This is a genomic window from Curtobacterium sp. NPDC089185, assembly GCF_040685235.1.
In the GTDB taxonomy this organism is placed as follows: Bacteria; Actinomycetota; Actinomycetes; order Actinomycetales; family Microbacteriaceae; genus Curtobacterium; species Curtobacterium citri.
The window spans coordinates 133,894-151,396 of record NZ_JBFBHK010000006.1; the positions used below are offsets into that span (position 1 = coordinate 133,894).

Annotated in this window: 18 protein-coding genes; 17 read left to right on the forward strand and 1 reads right to left on the reverse strand. The window is 70.3% G+C overall.

Annotated features, from left to right (window positions below; all coding sequences use genetic code 11):
- Window positions 1-35 precede the first annotated feature (35 nt).
- From thrC to prmC, 5 genes are all read left to right on the forward strand, one after another.
- Complete coding sequence (thrC, locus tag AB0N84_RS08590) at window positions 36-1,115, forward strand: threonine synthase (RefSeq protein ID WP_182046847.1); 1,080 nt, start codon at window positions 36-38, stop codon at window positions 1,113-1,115.
- Window positions 1,116-1,147: 32 nt separating this feature from the next.
- Window positions 1,148-2,104 carry a homoserine kinase gene (thrB, locus tag AB0N84_RS08595; protein ID WP_289458937.1) on the forward strand — a complete coding sequence of 319 codons (957 nt, stop codon included), beginning with the start codon at window positions 1,148-1,150 and terminating at the stop codon, window positions 2,102-2,104.
- Between the two features lie 178 nt (window positions 2,105-2,282).
- A complete protein-coding gene (rho, locus tag AB0N84_RS08600) occupies window positions 2,283-4,520 on the forward strand; it encodes a transcription termination factor Rho (protein ID WP_289458867.1) in 2,238 nt (745 codons plus the stop codon).
- Window positions 4,521-4,523: 3 nt separating this feature from the next.
- Window positions 4,524-5,606, forward strand: a complete 1,083-nt coding sequence (gene prfA, locus AB0N84_RS08605; protein ID WP_069710751.1) for a peptide chain release factor 1 — start codon at window positions 4,524-4,526, stop codon at window positions 5,604-5,606.
- A gap of 59 nt (window positions 5,607-5,665) precedes the next feature.
- The gene (gene prmC / locus AB0N84_RS08610; protein WP_289458936.1) at window positions 5,666-6,502 is read left to right on the forward strand and encodes a peptide chain release factor N(5)-glutamine methyltransferase; all 837 of its coding nucleotides are present in this window, start codon (window positions 5,666-5,668) and stop codon (window positions 6,500-6,502) included.
- Between the two features lie 42 nt (window positions 6,503-6,544).
- On the opposite strand, the gene AB0N84_RS08615 is transcribed toward prmC, so the two are convergent.
- Complete coding sequence (locus tag AB0N84_RS08615; protein WP_182046845.1) at window positions 6,545-7,192, reverse strand: HAD family phosphatase; 648 nt, start codon at window positions 7,190-7,192, stop codon at window positions 6,545-6,547.
- Between the two features lie 37 nt (window positions 7,193-7,229).
- Here AB0N84_RS08615 and AB0N84_RS08620 point away from each other — a divergent pair, with 37 nt between their 5' ends.
- From AB0N84_RS08620 to yaaA, 12 genes are all read left to right on the forward strand, one after another.
- Window positions 7,230-7,904, forward strand: a complete 675-nt coding sequence (locus AB0N84_RS08620; protein WP_069710754.1) for an L-threonylcarbamoyladenylate synthase — start codon at window positions 7,230-7,232, stop codon at window positions 7,902-7,904.
- Window positions 7,901-9,127 carry an MraY family glycosyltransferase gene (locus tag AB0N84_RS08625; RefSeq protein WP_069710755.1) on the forward strand — a complete coding sequence of 409 codons (1,227 nt, stop codon included), beginning with the start codon at window positions 7,901-7,903 and terminating at the stop codon, window positions 9,125-9,127. The genes AB0N84_RS08620 and AB0N84_RS08625 overlap by 4 nt, the downstream gene beginning before the upstream one ends.
- Window positions 9,124-9,627, forward strand: coding sequence for a hypothetical protein (locus AB0N84_RS08630; RefSeq protein ID WP_083263595.1), 504 nt, complete (start codon window positions 9,124-9,126; stop codon window positions 9,625-9,627). Before AB0N84_RS08625 ends, AB0N84_RS08630 begins: the two co-directional genes overlap by 4 nt.
- Window positions 9,628-9,806: 179 nt before the next feature.
- Window positions 9,807-10,592 (forward strand): F0F1 ATP synthase subunit A, encoded by a 786-nt coding sequence (gene atpB / locus AB0N84_RS08635; RefSeq protein WP_363545260.1) that lies wholly within the window; start codon window positions 9,807-9,809, stop codon window positions 10,590-10,592.
- Between the two features lie 62 nt (window positions 10,593-10,654).
- On the forward strand, window positions 10,655-10,891 hold the full coding sequence (atpE, locus tag AB0N84_RS08640) for an ATP synthase F0 subunit C (protein WP_027465781.1): 237 nt from the start codon (window positions 10,655-10,657) through the stop codon (window positions 10,889-10,891).
- Window positions 10,892-10,900: 9 nt separating this feature from the next.
- A complete protein-coding gene (locus AB0N84_RS08645; protein WP_066654628.1) occupies window positions 10,901-11,455 on the forward strand; it encodes a F0F1 ATP synthase subunit B in 555 nt (184 codons plus the stop codon).
- 2 nt (window positions 11,456-11,457) lie between these two features.
- Window positions 11,458-12,252: a F0F1 ATP synthase subunit delta gene (locus AB0N84_RS08650; RefSeq protein ID WP_363545263.1), complete on the forward strand. Its 795-nt coding sequence runs from the start codon at window positions 11,458-11,460 to the stop codon at window positions 12,250-12,252.
- Between the two features lie 109 nt (window positions 12,253-12,361).
- A complete protein-coding gene (gene atpA, locus AB0N84_RS08655; protein ID WP_066654625.1) occupies window positions 12,362-13,990 on the forward strand; it encodes a F0F1 ATP synthase subunit alpha in 1,629 nt (542 codons plus the stop codon).
- Window positions 13,991-14,893 carry a F0F1 ATP synthase subunit gamma gene (locus AB0N84_RS08660; RefSeq protein ID WP_363545267.1) on the forward strand — a complete coding sequence of 301 codons (903 nt, stop codon included), beginning with the start codon at window positions 13,991-13,993 and terminating at the stop codon, window positions 14,891-14,893.
- Between the two features lie 46 nt (window positions 14,894-14,939).
- Entirely contained in the window at window positions 14,940-16,394 is a 1,455-nt protein-coding gene (gene atpD, locus AB0N84_RS08665; RefSeq protein ID WP_182046843.1) for a F0F1 ATP synthase subunit beta, read from the forward strand.
- 1 nt (window position 16,395) lies between these two features.
- Window positions 16,396-16,659, forward strand: a complete 264-nt coding sequence (locus AB0N84_RS08670) for a F0F1 ATP synthase subunit epsilon (protein WP_069710760.1) — start codon at window positions 16,396-16,398, stop codon at window positions 16,657-16,659.
- A gap of 5 nt (window positions 16,660-16,664) precedes the next feature.
- Window positions 16,665-17,426, forward strand: coding sequence for a peroxide stress protein YaaA (gene yaaA, locus AB0N84_RS08675; protein ID WP_363545455.1), 762 nt, complete (start codon window positions 16,665-16,667; stop codon window positions 17,424-17,426).
- The last annotated feature ends 77 nt before the right edge of the window (window positions 17,427-17,503 follow it).

The window sequence follows — 17,503 nt, forward strand, 5'->3', positions numbered from 1 at the left end:
GGAGCCCGAGCAACACACCGAACAAGGAGAGCCTGATGGCCCACCAGTGGCAGGGAGTCCTGCGCGAGTACGCCGACCGTCTCGACGTCACCGAGGCGACGCCCGTCGTCACCCTCGGCGAGGGCGGGACGCCGCTCATCCCGGCGCGACGCCTGTCGGAGCGCACCGGCGCGGACGTGTACGTCAAGTTCGAGGGCATGAACCCGACCGGGTCGTTCAAGGACCGCGGCATGACGATGGCTATCTCGAAGGCCGTCGAGCACGGCGCGAAGGCCGTCATCTGCGCCTCGACCGGCAACACGAGCGCCTCGGCCGCCGCCTACGCCACGCACGCGGGCATCACCGCGGCGGTGCTCGTGCCCGAGGGCAAGATCGCGATGGGCAAGCTCAGCCAGGCCGTCGCGCACGACGCGCAGCTGCTGCAGGTCCAGGGCAACTTCGACGACTGCCTCGACATCGCCCGTGATCTCGCGGCGAACTACCCGGTGCACCTCGTCAACTCGGTGAACAACGACCGCATCGAGGGCCAGAAGACCGCCGCGTTCGAGGTCGTCGACGTGCTCGGTGACGCGCCGGACTTCCACTTCCTGCCGGTCGGCAACGCGGGCAACTACACCGCGTACTCCCGCGGGTACCGCGAGGACGTCGCCGCGGGCCGGTCGACCCGGATGCCCCGCATGTTCGGCTTCCAGGCCGCCGGGTCCGCGCCGATCGTCTCCGGCGAGGTCGTCCGCCACCCGGACACCATCGCCTCGGCGATCCGGATCGGCAACCCGGCCTCGTGGCAGTACGCCCTCGACGCCCGCGAGGAGACCGACGGCTACTTCGGCGCGATCACCGACGAGGGCATCCTCGCCGCACACCGGATCCTGTCGGCCGAGGTCGGCGTCTTCGTCGAGCCGGCGTCGGCCATCGGTGTCGCCGGGCTGCTCGAGCGCGCGGACGCCGGTGTCGTGCCGAAGGGGGCGAAGGTCGTCATCACGGTGACCGGTCACGGCCTGAAGGACCCGCAGTGGGCCCTCCGCACGGCGGACGGCGGCGAGGTCGCCCCGACGAGCGTCCCGGTGGACACGAAGTCGGTGGCGGAGGTCCTCGGACTGGTCGGCCCCGCGTGAGCACCGACCGCTCGTCCGGACCGGGGGAGGGCATGACCGCCCGCAGTGCTGTACCGGCCGGACGGGCGGTCCGCGTGCGCGTCCCGGCGACCTCGGCGAACCTCGGCCCCGGGTTCGACTCGCTCGGCCTCGCGCTCTCCGTGTACGACGAGGTCGTCGTGCGCGTCCGGCCGGAGCCCGGCGCGACGGTGACCGTCGAGGGCGTCGGCGCCGGCGAGGTCGCCACGGACGACACCAACCTGGTCGTCCAGGCGGTCCGTCGCGGGCTCGCACACGCCGGGGTGGAGCAGCCCGGGCTCGACCTGCACGCCGTGAACGCCATCGCGCACGGCCGCGGGATGGGTTCGTCCGCGGCGGCCATCGTCGCCGGCCTGATGGCGGCGCGCGGCCTGCTCGAGGGGATCGTCGACCTCGACGCCTCGACGCTCCTCACCCTGGCCACCGAGATGGAGGGGCACCCGGACAACGTCGCGCCGGCGCTCTTCGGTGGCCTCACCATCGCCTGGATGACGGCCGACGGGCCCGCCGTCAAGCGACTGCTCGTCCACCGCGGTGTGTCGCCCGTCGTGTTCGTCCCCGCCTCGACGCTGTCGACGAAGCTCGCCCGCTCACTGCAGCCCGCGAGCGTGCCGCACGAGGACGCCGCGTTCAACGTGTCCCGCTCGGCCCTCCTCGTCGCGGCGCTCATCCAGAGCCCCGAGCTCCTGCTCGCGGCGACCGAGGACCGGCTGCACCAGTCGTACCGCGCGAGCGCGATGCCGGAGACCGACGCCCTGATCGCCCTCCTCCGTCAGCACGGGCTCGCCGCGGTGGTGTCCGGCGCCGGACCGAGCCTGCTCGTGCTCGGCAGCGACCCGTCGCAGCGCCTGACGGCCGCCGACCTCGTGCAGCGACACGCGCAGGGGGACTGGCGGGCGCTCATGCTGGCCGTGGACCTCGGTGGTGCTACAGTGGTGCCGCACTCGGCGCTCGAAGCCGATCCCGCGTAGGCGCAAGGAATCATCCGCCCTGGACTGATCCGCTGCTGGCGCAGGGTCCGGTGCGCGGGGGCACTCTCTTTCAGAACACCGAATCCCGGTCCGTCGTCTGAACGACGGACGCAGCGCATCCCAGCGCCGTGACGGTGGAAACTCTCCGCGTTCTGCGGTCCGAAAGGAAACACCGACCTTGACGAACGTCAACGACTCCACCGCGGTGGAGATCCCCAGCGACCTGCGCGCACTCCGCCTGCCGGAGCTCCAGCGCATCGCATCCTCGCTCGGCATCACCGGGCTCTCGAAGCTCCGCAAGGGCGACCTCATCGCGGCGATCGAGGACAAGCGCCCGGCAGGCGACGAGGCAGCGGCCCCCGGGGCAGCCGAAGCGCCCGCCGCCACGGAGCAGCCGACGCTGGCCGCCCCGGCGACGTCGCCGGCTGCTGAGGACGCCTCCGCACAGCCGGTCGAGACGGCGCAGCCCGCCGCCGAGCAGCAGCCCGACGCCCAGCAGCACGACGCCCAGCAGCCCGGCACCGAGCAGGCCGAGCAGCCTGCGCGCGGCCGCCGGTCGCGCCGTGCCTCGTCGAGCGGCACCGTCACCGCGGAGCCGACGTCGGCCGCCGAGCACACCAACCACGGCCACACCGGTACCGAGGACCTGCTCGCGGGCCTCGACCAGGTCCGTGCCGAGAAGGACGCGGCCGAGGCGGCGCAGAACGGCCGTCGTCGCGGCCGTCGCGGCGGACAGGACGCGGCCCAGCAGGCGCCCGAGCAGCAGCAGGACGACGCGCAGCAGCAGGACGCCGGCCAGGAGGCCCGTGTCGCCTCCGCCGAGCAGCCCACCTCCGCCCCGGAGCAGGGCGACCAGGGCGACCAGTCCGACCAGCAGGGCGAGGGCGGCTCCCGCCGCGGTCGTCGCAGCCGGGGTCGCGGTCGTGGTCGCGGGCAGAACGCCGACGGCACCGAGCAGCAGAACGGTGACCAGCAGGGCGGGCAGCAGCAGGCTGCCCAGCAGAAGCAGAACGGCAAGCAGGACGACCAGCGCTCCGGCGACGCCAAGCAGGACGACCGCCAGCAGAACGGTCAGCAGAAGCAGAACGGCCAGCAGAACGGCCAGCAGAACGGTCAGCAGCAGAACGGCCAGCAGAAGCAGAACGGTCAGCAGCAGGACGAGGCCGACACCGGTCGGGGCCGTCGTCAGCGCGACCGCAAGCGCGGTCGTGGTGGCCAGAACGACGAGTTCGAGCCGGAGATCACCGAGGACGACGTCCTCATCCCGATCGCGGGCATCCTCGACGTGCTCGACAACTACGCCTTCGTGCGCACCACCGGGTACCTGCCGGGCCCGAGCGACGTCTACGTCTCGCTCGGCCAGGTGAAGAAGTACCACCTGCGCAAGGGCGACGCGGTCGTCGGGTCGATCAAGCAGCCGCGGAACGACGAGCAGCAGGGCCGCCAGAAGTACAACGCCCTGGTCAAGGTCGACACCGTGAACGGCCAGACCGCCGAGGAGGCCGCCGCGCGCGTCGACTTCCAGGACCTCACCCCGCTGTACCCGAACGAGCGCCTGCGCCTCGAGACCGAGCCGCAGAAGCTGTCGACCCGCATCATCGACCTCGTGTCGCCGATCGGCAAGGGCCAGCGTGGTCTCATCGTGTCGCCCCCCAAGGCCGGCAAGACCGTCGTGCTGCAGGCGATCGCGAACGCCATCGCGAAGAACAACCCCGAGGCGCACCTCATGGTCGTGCTCGTGGACGAGCGGCCCGAAGAGGTCACCGACATGCAGCGCTCGGTGAAGGGCGAGGTCATCGCCTCGACCTTCGACCGTCCGGCCGAGGACCACACGACGGTCGCGGAGCTCGCCATCGAGCGTGCGAAGCGCCTCGTCGAGCTCGGACACGACGTCGTCGTGCTCCTCGACTCGATCACCCGTCTGGGCCGCGCATACAACCTGGCGACCCCGGCCTCGGGCCGCGTGCTCTCCGGCGGCGTGGACTCGGCGGCGCTGTACCCGCCGAAGCGCTTCTTCGGCGCCGCGCGCAACATCGAGGACGGCGGCTCGCTGACCATCCTCGCCACCGCGCTCGTCGAGACCGGGTCGAAGATGGACGAGGTGATCTTCGAGGAGTTCAAGGGCACCGGCAACATGGAGCTCCGCCTCAACCGGCACCTCGCTGACAAGCGGATCTTCCCGGCCGTGGACATCAACGCCTCCGGTACCCGGCGCGAGGAGCAGCTGCTCTCCGCGGACGAGGTCGCGATCACCTGGCGCCTGCGCCGGGCACTCGCGGGGCTCGACCCGCAGCAGGCGCTCGACGTCGTCCTCCGCAACCTCAAGGAGACGCAGTCGAACGTCGAGTTCCTGGTCCAGATCCAGAAGTCGGTGCCGGCGACCAACGGTCACCACGGCAACGGCCACCAGGAGTAACGCGTGTTCGAGTCGGTGGCAGGGCTGCTGGCGGAACACGAGGACCTGACGCAGCAGCTGTCGGACCCCGCGCTCCACGCCGATGCGGCCCGCGCGAAGAAGGTGAACCGGCGGTACGCCGAGCTCAACCAGATCAAGGCCGCGTACGAGGCCTGGCAGGCGGCGGGGGACGACCTCGCCGCCGCCCAGGAGCTCGCCCGCGAGGACGAGGCGTTCGCGGACGAGGTCCCGGCACTCCAGGAGCAGCTGTCGGAGCGCCAGGAGCGTCTCCGTCGACTGCTCATCCCGCGGGACCCGGACGACGGCCGCGACGTCATCATGGAGATCAAGGGCGGTGAGGGCGGCGAGGAGTCCGCACTCTTCGCGGCCGACCTCCTGCGCATGTACTCGCACTACGCCGAGACGAAGGGCTGGAAGGTCGAGCTCCTCGAGCGGACCGAGAGCGACCTCGGCGGCTACAAGGACGTGCAGGTCGCGATCAAGTCGAACGCGACCGACCCGTCCCAGGGCGTCTGGGCGCACCTGAAGTACGAGGGCGGCGTGCACCGCGTGCAGCGCGTGCCGGCCACCGAGTCGCAGGGGCGCATCCACACCTCGACCACCGGCGTGCTGGTGTTCCCCGAGGTGGACGAGCCCGAGGAGGTCCAGATCAACCAGAACGACCTCAAGATCGACGTCTACCGGTCCTCCGGTCCGGGCGGGCAGTCGGTCAACACGACCGACTCCGCCGTGCGCATCACCCACCTGCCCACGGGCATCACGGTGGCGATGCAGAACGAGAAGTCGCAGCTGCAGAACCGTGAGGCCGGCATGCGCGTCCTCCGGGCCCGCATCCTCGCGCGGCAGCAGGAGGAGCTCGACGCCATCGCCTCGGACGCGCGCAAGTCGCAGATCCGCGGCATGGACCGTTCGGAGCGCATCCGCACGTACAACTTCCCGGAGAACCGGATCGCGGACCACCGCACCGGGTACAAGGCGTACGACCTGGACCGCGTGATGAACGGTGCGCTCGAGCCCGTCGTGCAGTCCGCCATCTCGGCGGACGAAGAGGCTCGGCTCGCCGCCATCGGCGACCAGGACGCCTGACTGCCGGCCTGGAGGCACGCATCACGTCCGACACGCCCGTCCCGGCCGCCGCGGATCGCCTGCTCGAACAGGCGACCGCGGCGCTCGTCGCGTCCGGCGTCCCGACCCCACGAGTGGACGCCGAGCTGCTGCTCGCGTGGGCGACGGACACCTCCCGGGGCGCGGTGCAGGCCCGGGCGATGACCGGGGGAGCGATCGCCCCGGAGCACGTCGAGCGCTTCCGCCACGCGGTCGCCCGACGCGTCACCCGTGAACCGCTCCAGCACATCACGGGGCAGGCGTACTTCCGCGCGCTGACCCTGGCGGTCGGACCGGGCGTCTTCGTGCCCCGGCCCGAGACCGAGGGCGTCGTGCAGTTCGGCATCGACGCGCTCCGCGCGACCGCGGTGCCGTCGCCCGTGGCCGTCGACCTCGGCTCCGGCAGCGGGGCGATCGCGATCGCGATGGACACCGAGGTGCCGAACGCCGTGGTGTACGCGGTCGAGCGGTCGCCCGAGGCACTGCCGTGGACGCGGCGCAACGTGGACGCCCACGGTGGGACCGTTCGACTCGTCGAGGGCGACCTCGCGGACGCGCTGCCCGAGCTCGACGGCACGGTGTCGGTCGTCGTGTCGAACCCGCCGTACGTGCCGGACGACATGGTGCCCGTGGACCCGGAGGTCCGCGACCACGACCCGGCGCTCGCGCTGTACGGGGGAGCGGACGGCCTCGACGCCGTGCGGGCCCTCACCGAGACGGCCCGGCGGCTGCTCGTGCCGGGCGGCCTGCTCGTGATCGAGCACGCAGAGCAGCAGGGTGCCGGCGTGCGCGCGGTGCTGGCGCGCCGGGGGTTCCGGTCCCCGGAGACGCACGTCGACCTGACGGGACGCGACCGCACGACCACCGCGACCCGCTAGGCGGACGCTCGACGGGCCTCCCGTCCGGCCTTCCCGTGCCGCTCAGGCGGTGGTGACGCGCTCCTGGGCCGTGACGAAGGCACGCACCGCCCGGCGCAGGTCGGTGTGCTCCTCGACGAGGACCGCGTGGATGCCGACGCTCCTGGCCGCCTCGACGTTGACGGGCATGTCGTCGGCGAAGAACGCACGCTCGGCCGGCACGCCGTGGTGCGCGAGCGCCCGCTCGAACACCGCGGGCTCGGGCTTGCGCGCACCGAAGTTGCTCGTGGTGTCGAGGTGCTCGCCGAAGAGCGGGGGCAGCGACGGGGCCCAGCGACCGATCCACCGGCCGGCGAGCGGTCCGTTGTTCGTGAGCAGACCGACCCGACCGTGGTCGGCGGCGATGCGCACCGCTTCGATCCGCTCGGGCAGCTCCGTCATCGCGGCGCCGCGGATGCGGGCCCAGTCGGCCTCCGGCACCGCGCACCCCATCGCCTCGGTGAAGGCCGCGAGGTAGGCGTCGCCGTCGGGGAAGTGGCCCGCCTCCGCACGCGCCTCGTCGCCGCGGTCCCACCACCGACGCCGGATCTCCTCGAACGAGTGCCCGGTGTACTCGGCGAGGGCGGTCATCCGCACCCGCCAGTCGTAGCGGACGAGCACGTCGTCCATGTCGAAGAGGAACAGGAGTCGGGGCGCGGGCGTCTCGTTCACGATGCCACCCATTGTGGCGCACTATCATCGTCGAGTCATGGCCTCCCGATACGACTGCACCGACCCCGACGGGCTCCTGACCGGGATGCGGCTCGCTCGTGCCGCACTCGGACGGGGCGAGCTCGTCGTCGTCCCCACCGACACCGTCTACGGCGTCGCCGCGGACGCCTTCAGCGCGAGCGCCGTCCAGCGGCTGCTCGACGCGAAGGGCCGCACGCGGCAGTCGCCGCCGCCCGTGCTCATCCCGGGCCCGCCGACGCTCGAGGCGCTGGCGACGGACATCCCGCAGCAGGTCCGCGACCTCGTCGACGAGTTCTGGCCGGGCGGGCTGACCGTGATCCTGCGCGCCCAGCCGTCGCTCGACTGGGACCTGGGGGAGACCCGGGGCACCGTGGCGCTCCGGATGCCCGACTCGCGGATCGCGCTCGAACTCCTGCAGGAGGTCGGCCCGCTCGCGGTGTCGTCCGCCAACTCGACGGGCGACCCCGCGGCGATGGACGTCGACCAGGCCGAGGCCATGCTCGGCGACAGCGTGTCCGTCTACCTCGACGGCGGCCCGCTCCGACTGCACGACGGCCACGCGGCGTCCACCGGTTCCACGATCGTCGACGCCACCGGGCTGTCGACGGGCGGGAAGCTCCGCATCGTCCGGCACGGGGTGATCGCCGACGAGGACGTCGTCCGGGTCGTCGGAGCCGACCTCGTCACGTGAAGTACTACCTGCTCGCGGGGGCCATCGCGGCCGTCGTGAGCTTCGTGTGCAGCTGGGCGGTGTGGAAGCTCGGCCTGCGGTACGGCTGGTACCCGAAGGTCCGTGAGCGCGACGTGCACCGGACCCCGACGCCGCGGCTCGGCGGGATCGCGATGTACCTCGGCGTGATCGTCTCGTTGCTCGCGGCCTGGTTCCTCTTCCCCTCGATCGCCGGCACCGACTACTTCCGCCTGGTGTTCTCCGAACCGGGGCGGGTGCTGGCCGTGCTCGCCGGGGCGACGATCATCGTCGTCCTGGGGGTCGCGGACGACATCTGGGACCTCGACTGGATGACCAAGCTCGCCGGGCAGATCATCGCCGCGGGCATCCTCGCCTGGCAGGGCGTGGCGATCGTCTCGCTCCCGATCGGCAACACGCTGGGCGTCGGGTCGTCGTACATGAGCCTGATCTTCACCGTGCTCGCGGTGGTGCTCGTGATGAACGCGGTGAACTTCATCGACGGCCTCGACGGCCTGGTCGCCGGTGTCGCGATCATCGCGGGCGGGGTGTTCTTCCTCTACACGTTCTTCATCAACCGCGTCGTCGTGCAGACCGAGTTCTTCTTCAACCTGCCCTCCCTCCTGACGGCGGTGCTCGTCGGGGCGTGCTGCGGCTTCCTCGTCCTGAACTGGCACCCGGCGAAGCTCTTCATGGGCGACGCGGGAGCGCTGCTCGTCGGCTTCCTCATGGCCACGAGCGCAGTTTCGGTCACGGGCAACATCGACCCGGCCGTGATCCAGAGCCGCCAGGCGCTCCTGCCGGCGTTCATCCCGATCCTGCTGCCGTTCGCGATCCTCATCGTGCCGATCCTCGACTTCGGCCTCGCCGTCACCCGGCGCCTCAGTGCCGGCAAGTCGCCGTTCTCCGCGGACCGGAAGCACCTGCACCACCGGTTGCTCGACATGGGGCACTCGCACTTCCACGCGGTGCTCGTCTTCTACGCGTGGACCGCCACCGTCGCCGTCGGCTGCCTGCTGTTCCTCTTCGTCGAGTGGTACTGGGTCGTGACGGTCGTCGCCGTCGGGTTCACCGTCTGTGCCGTCGCGACCTTCGCCCCGCTCGGCCGCAAGCGCGCCGAGTTCGCCGCGCAGGCGGCCACCCGCTCGAACACCGTGGTCGACGCCAGCCTCGACCCCCTCGACCGCGCCGCCAACGACCGTACGATCCCTGGAGACCCCTCGTGACCGCACCGAACGCCCTCGACCACGTGCGGCCCGTGTTCCGCCGGATCCTCGTCTGGGCGGCCGTCCTGGCCGTCGCGCTGGCGGTCGTCGGGGGAGTCGTCGGGCTCGTCCTCGCGGGCACGCCCGGCCTCGCCGGCGGCCTGCTCGGCGCCGTCCTCAGCGTGGTGTTCCTCGGCCTGACCGCGGTGTCCGTGCTCGTGGCCCTCCGGGTGTCGAAGGGCCAGATGATCTCGGGCGCCTTCTTCGGCATCGTGATGGGCACCTGGCTGCTGAAGTTCGTCCTCTTCCTCGTGGTGCTCATCGCCCTGCGCGACCGCACGTGGGTCGACTTCCCGGTGCTCGCGGTCGTCATCATCGCCGGTGTCGTCGGGTCGCTCGTGATCGACGTCGTCGCGGTGGCGAAGGCCCGCATCCCGATCGGGGTCAGCCTGCCCGGCGACCCGGACCCGTCCGCGCCGAGCGGCTCCGGCGCCGCTGGGAACGACACCCCCCGGGCCTGAGAGCCCGAGAAGGCTCTCGCACCTGATAGGCTTCTGGTCGTCCGCGTCCGGAGCCTTGCTCGGGGCGGACGAGCCTCCACAACGTCCACCATCGCGTGCAACGTCTGCGCGCGCCGACACAGGAGACAGCGCTGCTATCCCACGCTCTTCCCCTGTCCCTCACCGCCGCGGGTAACGCCGTGGCGGCGGGGAGCAGCAAGGCCGCCGAATTCCATGGTCCGTCGATCAACGAGTTCTTCCCGGACCCGATCTTCTTCGCCGGGACCCCGATCGAGATGGACCGCATCGTCCTCATCCGCCTGTTCGCGGTGGCCGTGCTGCTCGTCTTCGCGTTCGTCGGGACGCGTGCGCTGAAGCTGGTCCCGAACCGCGGACAGGCCTTCATCGAGTACGCGTTCGACGTCGTCCGTCGCAACACCTTCGACAACCTGGGCGAGAAGGACGGCAAGCGCTTCCTGCCGCTGCTCGCCACGGTCTTCTTCGGTGTGCTCTTCATGAACCTGACGGGTCTGATCCCGTTCATGAACATCGCCGGCACGAGCCGCATCGCGATGCCGATGATCCTCGCGATCGTCGCCTACGTCGCGTTCATCTACGCGGGCCTCCGCAAGCACCCGGGCACGTTCCTCCGGAACTCGCTGTTCCCGCCCGGGGTGCCGTGGCCGCTGTACATCATCGTGACGCCGATCGAGCTGGTCTCGACCTTCGTGCTCCGTCCGGTGACGCTGACGCTGCGACTCCTCATGAACATGGTCGTCGGCCACCTCCTGCTGGTGCTGTTCTTCTCCGCCACCTGGTTCTTCTTCTTCGACGCCGACAGCCTCTTCAAGCTGTTCGGCATCGGGACCCTGGCGTTCGGCATCGCGTTCAGCTTCTTCGAGATCCTCGTCGCACTGCTCCAGGCGTACGTCTTCATGCTCCTGACCGCGGTGTACATCCAGCTCGCGCTGGCCGACGAGCACTGACCGACCCCTTCTGACCCCCATACGGCACGACATCCGTCGGGCCGCACTCGAAAGGAAAACACGTGGACGCAACGACCGTTCTCGCGGAGATCAACGGCAACATCGCGACGGTTGGCTACGGCCTCGCTGCGATCGGCCCGGCCATCGGCGTCGGCATCGTCGTCGGCAAGACGATCGAGTCCGTCGCTCGCCAGCCCGAGCTCCAGGGCCGTCTGACGACCCTCATGTACATCGGTATCGCCTTCACGGAGGCCCTGGCCTTCATCGGTATCGCGACGTACTTCATCTTCACCAACTAAGGCTTCTCGATGCAGACTGCACTCATCATCGCGGCGGAGGAGACCCACAATCCGCTGATCCCACCGGTGTACGACATCGTGTGGTCCGCGGTGGCCTTCGTCATCATCTTCCTCGTGATGTGGCGCGTCGTGACGCCGCGCATCACGAAGATGCTCGATGAGCGCACCGAGGCCATCGAGGGTGGCATCAAGAAGGCGGAGGCCGCTCAGGAGCAGGCCGCCGCTGCACTCGACGAGTACAACAAGCAGCTCGCCGACGCGCGTGCCGAGGCCTCGCGCATCCGTGAGCAGGCCCGTGCCGACGCGACCGCGATCGGCAACGAGGTCCGCGAGCAGGCGCAGGCCGATGCAGCACGCATCACCGCCAACGCCCAGGCGCAGATCGAGGCCGAGCGGCAGAGCGCGCTCCAGTCGCTGCGGAGCGAGGTGGGCACCCTCGCCCTCGACCTCGCCTCCGGTGTGATCGGCGAGTCCCTCCGGGACGACGCGAAGTCGGCTGCGGTCGTCGACCGCTTCATCGCCGACCTCGAGGCGTCCCAGGGCCAGCCGGCCGGGGAGCGCTGAGCATGCGGAGCGCCACGCGGTCCGCACTCTCGTCCACGCGGGCGGTCCTCGCTGACCTCGGCGGGTCGGTCGACCTCGCCACGGGCACCGATATCCTCTCCGCCGGGCGTGCGATCGCCGGTTCCTCCCAGCTGCTCGGCCTGCTGGCGGACCCGACCGCGGACGTCGTCGGCAAGAAGGTCGTCATCGACCGCGTCTTCGCCGGCCAGTCCGAGGCGACGCGTGCGGTGCTGACCGCGGTGGCCGGCTCACGCTGGTCCTCGCCGTCGGACCTGCTCGCGGGTGTCGAGGACGCGGGCATCCGCGCCGTCGCCGGCACCGCGTCGTCGGAGACGTCGATCGAGGCCGAGCTGTTCTCCTTCGAGACCGCGGTCCGTTCGGACGCAGCCCTCGAACTGGCGCTGGGCACCAAGCTCGGCAGCCCGTCGGAGAAGGGTGCGCTCGTGCAGCGGCTCGTCGGCTCGAAGGTCTCGGCGCAGACCACCGCGATCCTGGAGCACCTCGTGCAGCAGCCCCGCGGCCGCCGCATCGGTGAGATCGTCCGCGACGCCTCGCGCATCGTGGCCGACCAGGCCGGCAAGCTCGTCGCCACGGTGACCACCGCGGCCCCGCTCTCGGACGGTCAGGCGGCTCGCGTCGCCCGCGGCATCAGCGAGCGGTACGGCAAGGACGTCAGCGTCAACCAGGTCGTCGACCCCGCGGTCGTCGGCGGGATGCGCGTGCAGGTCGGTGGCGACGTCATCGACGGCACGGTGTCCACGCGCCTGTCGGAGCTCCGGCTCCAGCTGGCCGGCTGAGCGTACCGTCGAAGCCGACCCCTCCAAGTCCACAACGGGAACTGTCCCTCACCGGGCAGCATCACCCTCTCGGAGCCGCAGGGCCCCGGAAACCTACAAGGAAAATCCCATGGCAGACATCACCATCAGCCCCGATGAGATCCGTGATGCCCTGAAGGACTTCGTCTCGAACTACGAGCCGACGAAGGCCTCCACGGCCGAGGTCGGGCACGTCACCGACGCGGGCGACGGCATCGCGCACGTCGAGGGCCTGCCCGGCGTCATGGCGAACGAGCTCATCCGCTTCGAGGACGGGACCCTCGGTCTCGCGCAGAACCTCGACGAGGACGAGATCGGCGCCATCGTGCTCGGCGAGTTCGGCGGCATCGAGGAGGGCCAGGAGGTCACCCGCACCGGCGAGGTCCTCTCGGCCCCCGTCGGCGACGGCTTCCTCGGTCGCGTGGTCGACCCGCTCGGCAACCCGATCGACGGTCTCGGCGAGATCCAGGCTGAGGGCCGTCGTGCCCTCGAGCTCCAGGCCCCGGGCGTCATGTCCCGCAAGTCGGTCCACGAGCCGCTGCAGACCGGCATCAAGGCCATCGACGCGATGATCCCCGTCGGCCGCGGTCAGCGTCAGCTGATCATCGGCGACCGCCAGACCGGCAAGACGGCCATCGCGATCGACACGATCATCAACCAGAAGGCCAACTGGGAGTCGGGCGACGAGGACAAGCAGGTCCGCTGCATCTACGTCGCCATCGGCCAGAAGGGCTCCACGATCGCCTCCGTCAAGGGCGCGCTCGAGGACGCCGGTGCGATGGAGTACACCACCATCGTCGCCGCCCCGGCCTCCGACCCGGCCGGCTTCAAGTACCTCGCCCCCTACACCGGTTCGGCCATCGGCCAGCACTGGATGTACGGCGGCAAGCACGTCCTCATCATCTTCGACGACCTGTCGAAGCAGGCCGAGGCCTACCGTGCGGTGTCGCTCCTCCTGCGTCGTCCGCCGGGCCGCGAGGCGTACCCGGGCGACGTCTTCTACCTGCACTCCCGTCTGCTGGAGCGTTGCGCGAAGCTGTCCGACGACCTCGGCGCCGGGTCGATGACGGGTCTGCCCATCATCGAGACCAAGGCGAACGACGTGTCGGCGTACATCCCGACCAACGTGATCTCGATCACCGACGGCCAGATCTTCCTGCAGTCGGACCTGTTCAACGCGAACCAGCGTCCGGCCGTCGACGTGGGCATCTCGGTGTCGCGCGTCGGTGGTGACGCTCAGGTCAAGTCGATCAAGAAGGTCTCCGGCACGCTCAAGCTCGAGCTGGCGCAGTACCGCTCGCTCGAGGCGTTCGCGATGTTCGCGTCCGACCTCGACCAGGCGTCGCGTCGTCAGCTGGACCGTGGTGCCCGCCTGACCGAGCTCCTCAAGCAGCCGCAGTACTCGCCGTACCCGGTCGAGGAGCAGGTCGTCTCGATCTGGGCCGGCACGAACGGCAAGCTCGACGAGGTGCCCGTCCCCGACGTGCTCCGCTTCGAGGCCGAGCTGCTCGAGCACCTGCGTCGCAACTCCGACGTCCTGACCACCCTCCGTGAGACGAACCAGCTCAGCGACGAGACCGTCGCCGCGATGGACCGTGAGATCGACGCCTTCACGAAGGGCTTCCAGACGAGCGACGGCAAGACGCTCGGCTCGGAGTCGTTCGACGCGGCCCAGGCCGAGGACGTCGACCAGGAGCAGATCGTCAAGGGTCGTCGCTAGATGGCGGCACAGGTCCGGGTCTACCGCCAGCGCATCAAGTCGGCGAAGACCACGAAGAAGGTCACCCGCGCGATGGAGCTGATCTCGGCGTCGCGGATCCAGAAGGCACAGGCGCGCATGGCCGCGTCCGGTCCGTACTCGCGGGCCGTGACGCGTGCCGTGTCGGCCGTGGCGACGTTCTCGAACGTCGACCACGTGCTGACCACCGAGCCCGAGTCGTCGACCCGTGCAGCCGTGGTGCTGTTCACCTCGGACCGCGGCCTGAACGGCGCGTTCAGCTCGAACGTCCTGAAGCAGGGCGAGGAGCTCGCCTCCCTGCTCCGCAGCGAGGGCAAGGACGTCGTGTTCTACCTCGTCGGTCGCAAGTCGGTCGGGTACTTCGCGTTCCGCGAGCGTCCCTCCGAGCGGCAGTGGATCGGCGGGACGGACCAGCCCGGGTTCTCGACGGCGAAGGAGATCGGCGACGCGGTCGTGTCGAAGTTCCTCCAGGACACGGCCGAGGGCGGCGTGGACGAGATCCACATCGTCTTCAACCGGTTCATCAGCCTGGCGACCCAGGAGCCGCAGGTCGTGCGCCTGCTCCCGCTCGAGGTCGTCGAGGGCGTGGAGGAGCCGTCGAACGGCGAGCCCCTGCCGCTCTACGAGTTCGAGCCCGACGCCGACGCCGTCCTCGACGCGCTGCTCCCGGTGTACATCGAGAGCCGCATCTTCAACGCCATGCTGCAGTCGGCCGCTTCCGAGCACGCCGCCCGCCAGAAGGCCATGAAGTCCGCCAGTGACAACGCCGACTCGCTCATCAGCGAGTTCACCCGTCTCGCGAACAACGCGCGTCAGGCCGAGATCACCCAGCAGATCTCCGAGATCGTCGGCGGCGCCGACGCCCTCTCGTCGAAGAAGAAGTAGTGGTCCGCGAAGCTCGCGGACAGAACCCCTCAGGAAGGCACCAGCCATGACCGACACCGCCACCACCGCGGTCGAGACGTCGTCGGCGCCCGGTGTCGGCCGGATCGCCCGTGTCACGGGTCCCGTCGTCGACATCGAGTTCCCGCACGACGCGATCCCGGAGATGTACAACCTCCTGTACACGACGATCACCATCGGTGACTCGTCGCAGGAGATCGGCCTCGAGGTCGCGCAGCACCTCGGCGACGACCTGATCCGCGCCATCTCGCTGAAGCCGACCGACGGCCTGGTCCGTGGTCAGGAGGTCCGTGACTCGGGCGCCCCGATCTCGGTCCCCGTCGGCGACGTCACCAAGGGCAAGGTCTTCGACGTGCTGGGCAACGTGCTCAACACCGACGAGAAGCTCGAGATCACCGAGCGTTGGCCGATCCACCGCAAGGCACCGGCCTTCGACCAGCTCGAGTCGAAGACCACCATGTTCGAGACCGGCATCAAGTCGATCGACCTCCTCACCCCGTACGTGCAGGGTGGCAAGATCGGCCTCTTCGGTGGTGCGGGCGTCGGCAAGACCGTCCTCATCCAGGAGATGATCCAGCGCGTCGCGCAGGACCACGGCGGTGTCTCCGTGTTCGCCGGTGTCGGTGAGCGCACCCGTGAGGGCAACGACCTCATCGGCGAGATGGAGGAGGCGGGGGTCTTCGACAAGACGGCCCTCGTGTTCGGCCAGATGGACGAGCCGCCGGGAACGCGTCTCCGCGTGGCCCTGTCGGCGCTGACGATGGCGGAGTACTTCCGCGACGTCCAGAAGCAGGACGTGCTCCTCTTCATCGACAACATCTTCCGCTTCACGCAGGCCGGTTCCGAGGTCTCCACGCTGCTCGGTCGCATGCCGTCCGCGGTGGGCTACCAGCCGAACCTCGCCGACGAGATGGGTGTGCTCCAGGAGCGCATCACCTCGACGCGTGGTCACTCGATCACCTCGCTGCAGGCGATCTACGTGCCGGCCGACGACTACACCGACCCGGCTCCGGCGACCACGTTCGCGCACCTCGACGCCACGACCGAGCTCTCGCGTGAGATCGCGTCGCAGGGTCTGTACCCGGCCATCGACCCGCTGACCTCCACGTCGCGGATCATGGACCCCCGGTACCTGGGCGCCGACCACTACGAGACCGCGACGCGCGTCAAGCAGATCCTGCAGAAGAACAAGGAACTGCAGGAGATCATCGCGATCCTCGGTGTCGACGAGCTCTCCGAAGAGGACAAGATCACGGTGGAGCGCGCACGTCGCATCCAGCAGTTCCTCTCGCAGAACACGTACATGGCGAAGAAGTTCACGGGTGTCGAGGGTTCGACGGTCCCGCTCAAGGACACGATCGAGTCCTTCCGCGCGATCGCCGACGGCGAGTTCGACCACGTGGCGACGCAGGCCTTCTTCAACGTCGGTGGCATCAACGACGTCGAAGAGAAGTGGTCGCAGATCCAGAAGGAGAACCGCTGACATGGCGGCACTCACCGTGAGCGTCGTCTCGGCCGACCGGGAGGTCTGGTCGGGCGACGCCACCATGGTCGTCGCACGCACGACGGAGGGCCAGATCGGCATCCTCGCGGGGCACGAGCCGCTGCTCGCCACCCTCGCGCAGGGCCAGGTCCGCATCACCCGGGCCGACGGCTCGACGGTGACGGCGGACGCCGAGGACGGCTTCCTGTCGGTCGAGCACGACACGGTCACGATCGTCGCGCGCCAGGCCGCGCTGGCGTCCTGACCGGACTGACCGTCCTCCTCCCGCCGTCCGAGACGAAGCGGGAGGGCGGGGACCCGGCACGCGCCCTCGACCTGGGTGCGCTGTCCTTCCCGGAACTGTCCGACGAGCGGGCCGCGGTGATCACCGCGGCCCGCTCCGTCAGTTCCGAGGAGTCCACCGCGCGGACGGCCCTGAAGCTCGGTCCGCGGTCGGTCGAGGAGCGCCTCCGGAACCTCGAGCTCGACACCGCGCCGACGATGCCGGCGATCGAGCGGTACACGGGCGTGCTGTACGACCCCCTCGACGCGTCCGCCGCGGACGATCGGACGCGGGGGTGGTGGTCGGACCACGTCGTCGTGCAGTCGGCGATGTTCGGCCCGATCGGTGCCGGCGACGCGATCCCCGCGTACCGGTTGTCCCACGACTCCCGGCTCGGCGCCCTGCGGCTCGCGAAGCACTGGCCGGAGGCATCGACGCGTGCGCTCGGCACCCGGGGCGACGGTCTCGTCCTCGACCTGCGGTCGGAGGGGTACCGAGCCCTCGGACCCGTGTCCGGAGCGCTGGCCCTGCGCGTGGTGAGCGTCGACGCCGGTGGGCGTCGGAAGGCGCTCAACCACTGGAACAAGACCGCCAAGGGGCGCCTGGTGGCGCTGCTCGGCCGCACCGCGGCGGACGTCGACGACGTCGACGCGCTCGTCGCCTGGGCGCGCGCCCACGACGTGGTGCTGGAACGCACCGTGGACGGCTGGGACCTCGTCGCCGAGAGCCTGGAGCCCGTGCGGGCCTGATCCTGCACAGGACCGGCGGGCGTGGTCCCCTTCCACAGGTGGACGAGCGCAGCCAGCCGGGAGGCCCGTCCTCCGTC

What these genes read in the sequence shown, in the direction of transcription:
- thrC (WP_182046847.1), top strand. Translation starts at nt 36, where the DNA reads ATGGCCCACCAGTGGCAGGGAGTCCTGCGCGAGTACGCCGACCGTCTC.
- thrB (WP_289458937.1), top strand. Translation starts at nt 1,148, where the DNA reads ATGACCGCCCGCAGTGCTGTACCGGCCGGACGGGCGGTCCGCGTGCGC.
- AB0N84_RS08620 (WP_069710754.1), top strand. Translation starts at nt 7,230, where the DNA reads ATGGCCTCCCGATACGACTGCACCGACCCCGACGGGCTCCTGACCGGG.
- AB0N84_RS08645 (WP_066654628.1), top strand. Translation starts at nt 10,901, where the DNA reads ATGCAGACTGCACTCATCATCGCGGCGGAGGAGACCCACAATCCGCTG.
- AB0N84_RS08650 (WP_363545263.1), top strand. Translation starts at nt 11,458, where the DNA reads ATGCGGAGCGCCACGCGGTCCGCACTCTCGTCCACGCGGGCGGTCCTC.
- atpA (WP_066654625.1), top strand. Translation starts at nt 12,362, where the DNA reads ATGGCAGACATCACCATCAGCCCCGATGAGATCCGTGATGCCCTGAAG.
- AB0N84_RS08660 (WP_363545267.1), top strand. Translation starts at nt 13,991, where the DNA reads ATGGCGGCACAGGTCCGGGTCTACCGCCAGCGCATCAAGTCGGCGAAG.
- atpD (WP_182046843.1), top strand. Translation starts at nt 14,940, where the DNA reads ATGACCGACACCGCCACCACCGCGGTCGAGACGTCGTCGGCGCCCGGT.
- AB0N84_RS08670 (WP_069710760.1), top strand. Translation starts at nt 16,396, where the DNA reads ATGGCGGCACTCACCGTGAGCGTCGTCTCGGCCGACCGGGAGGTCTGG.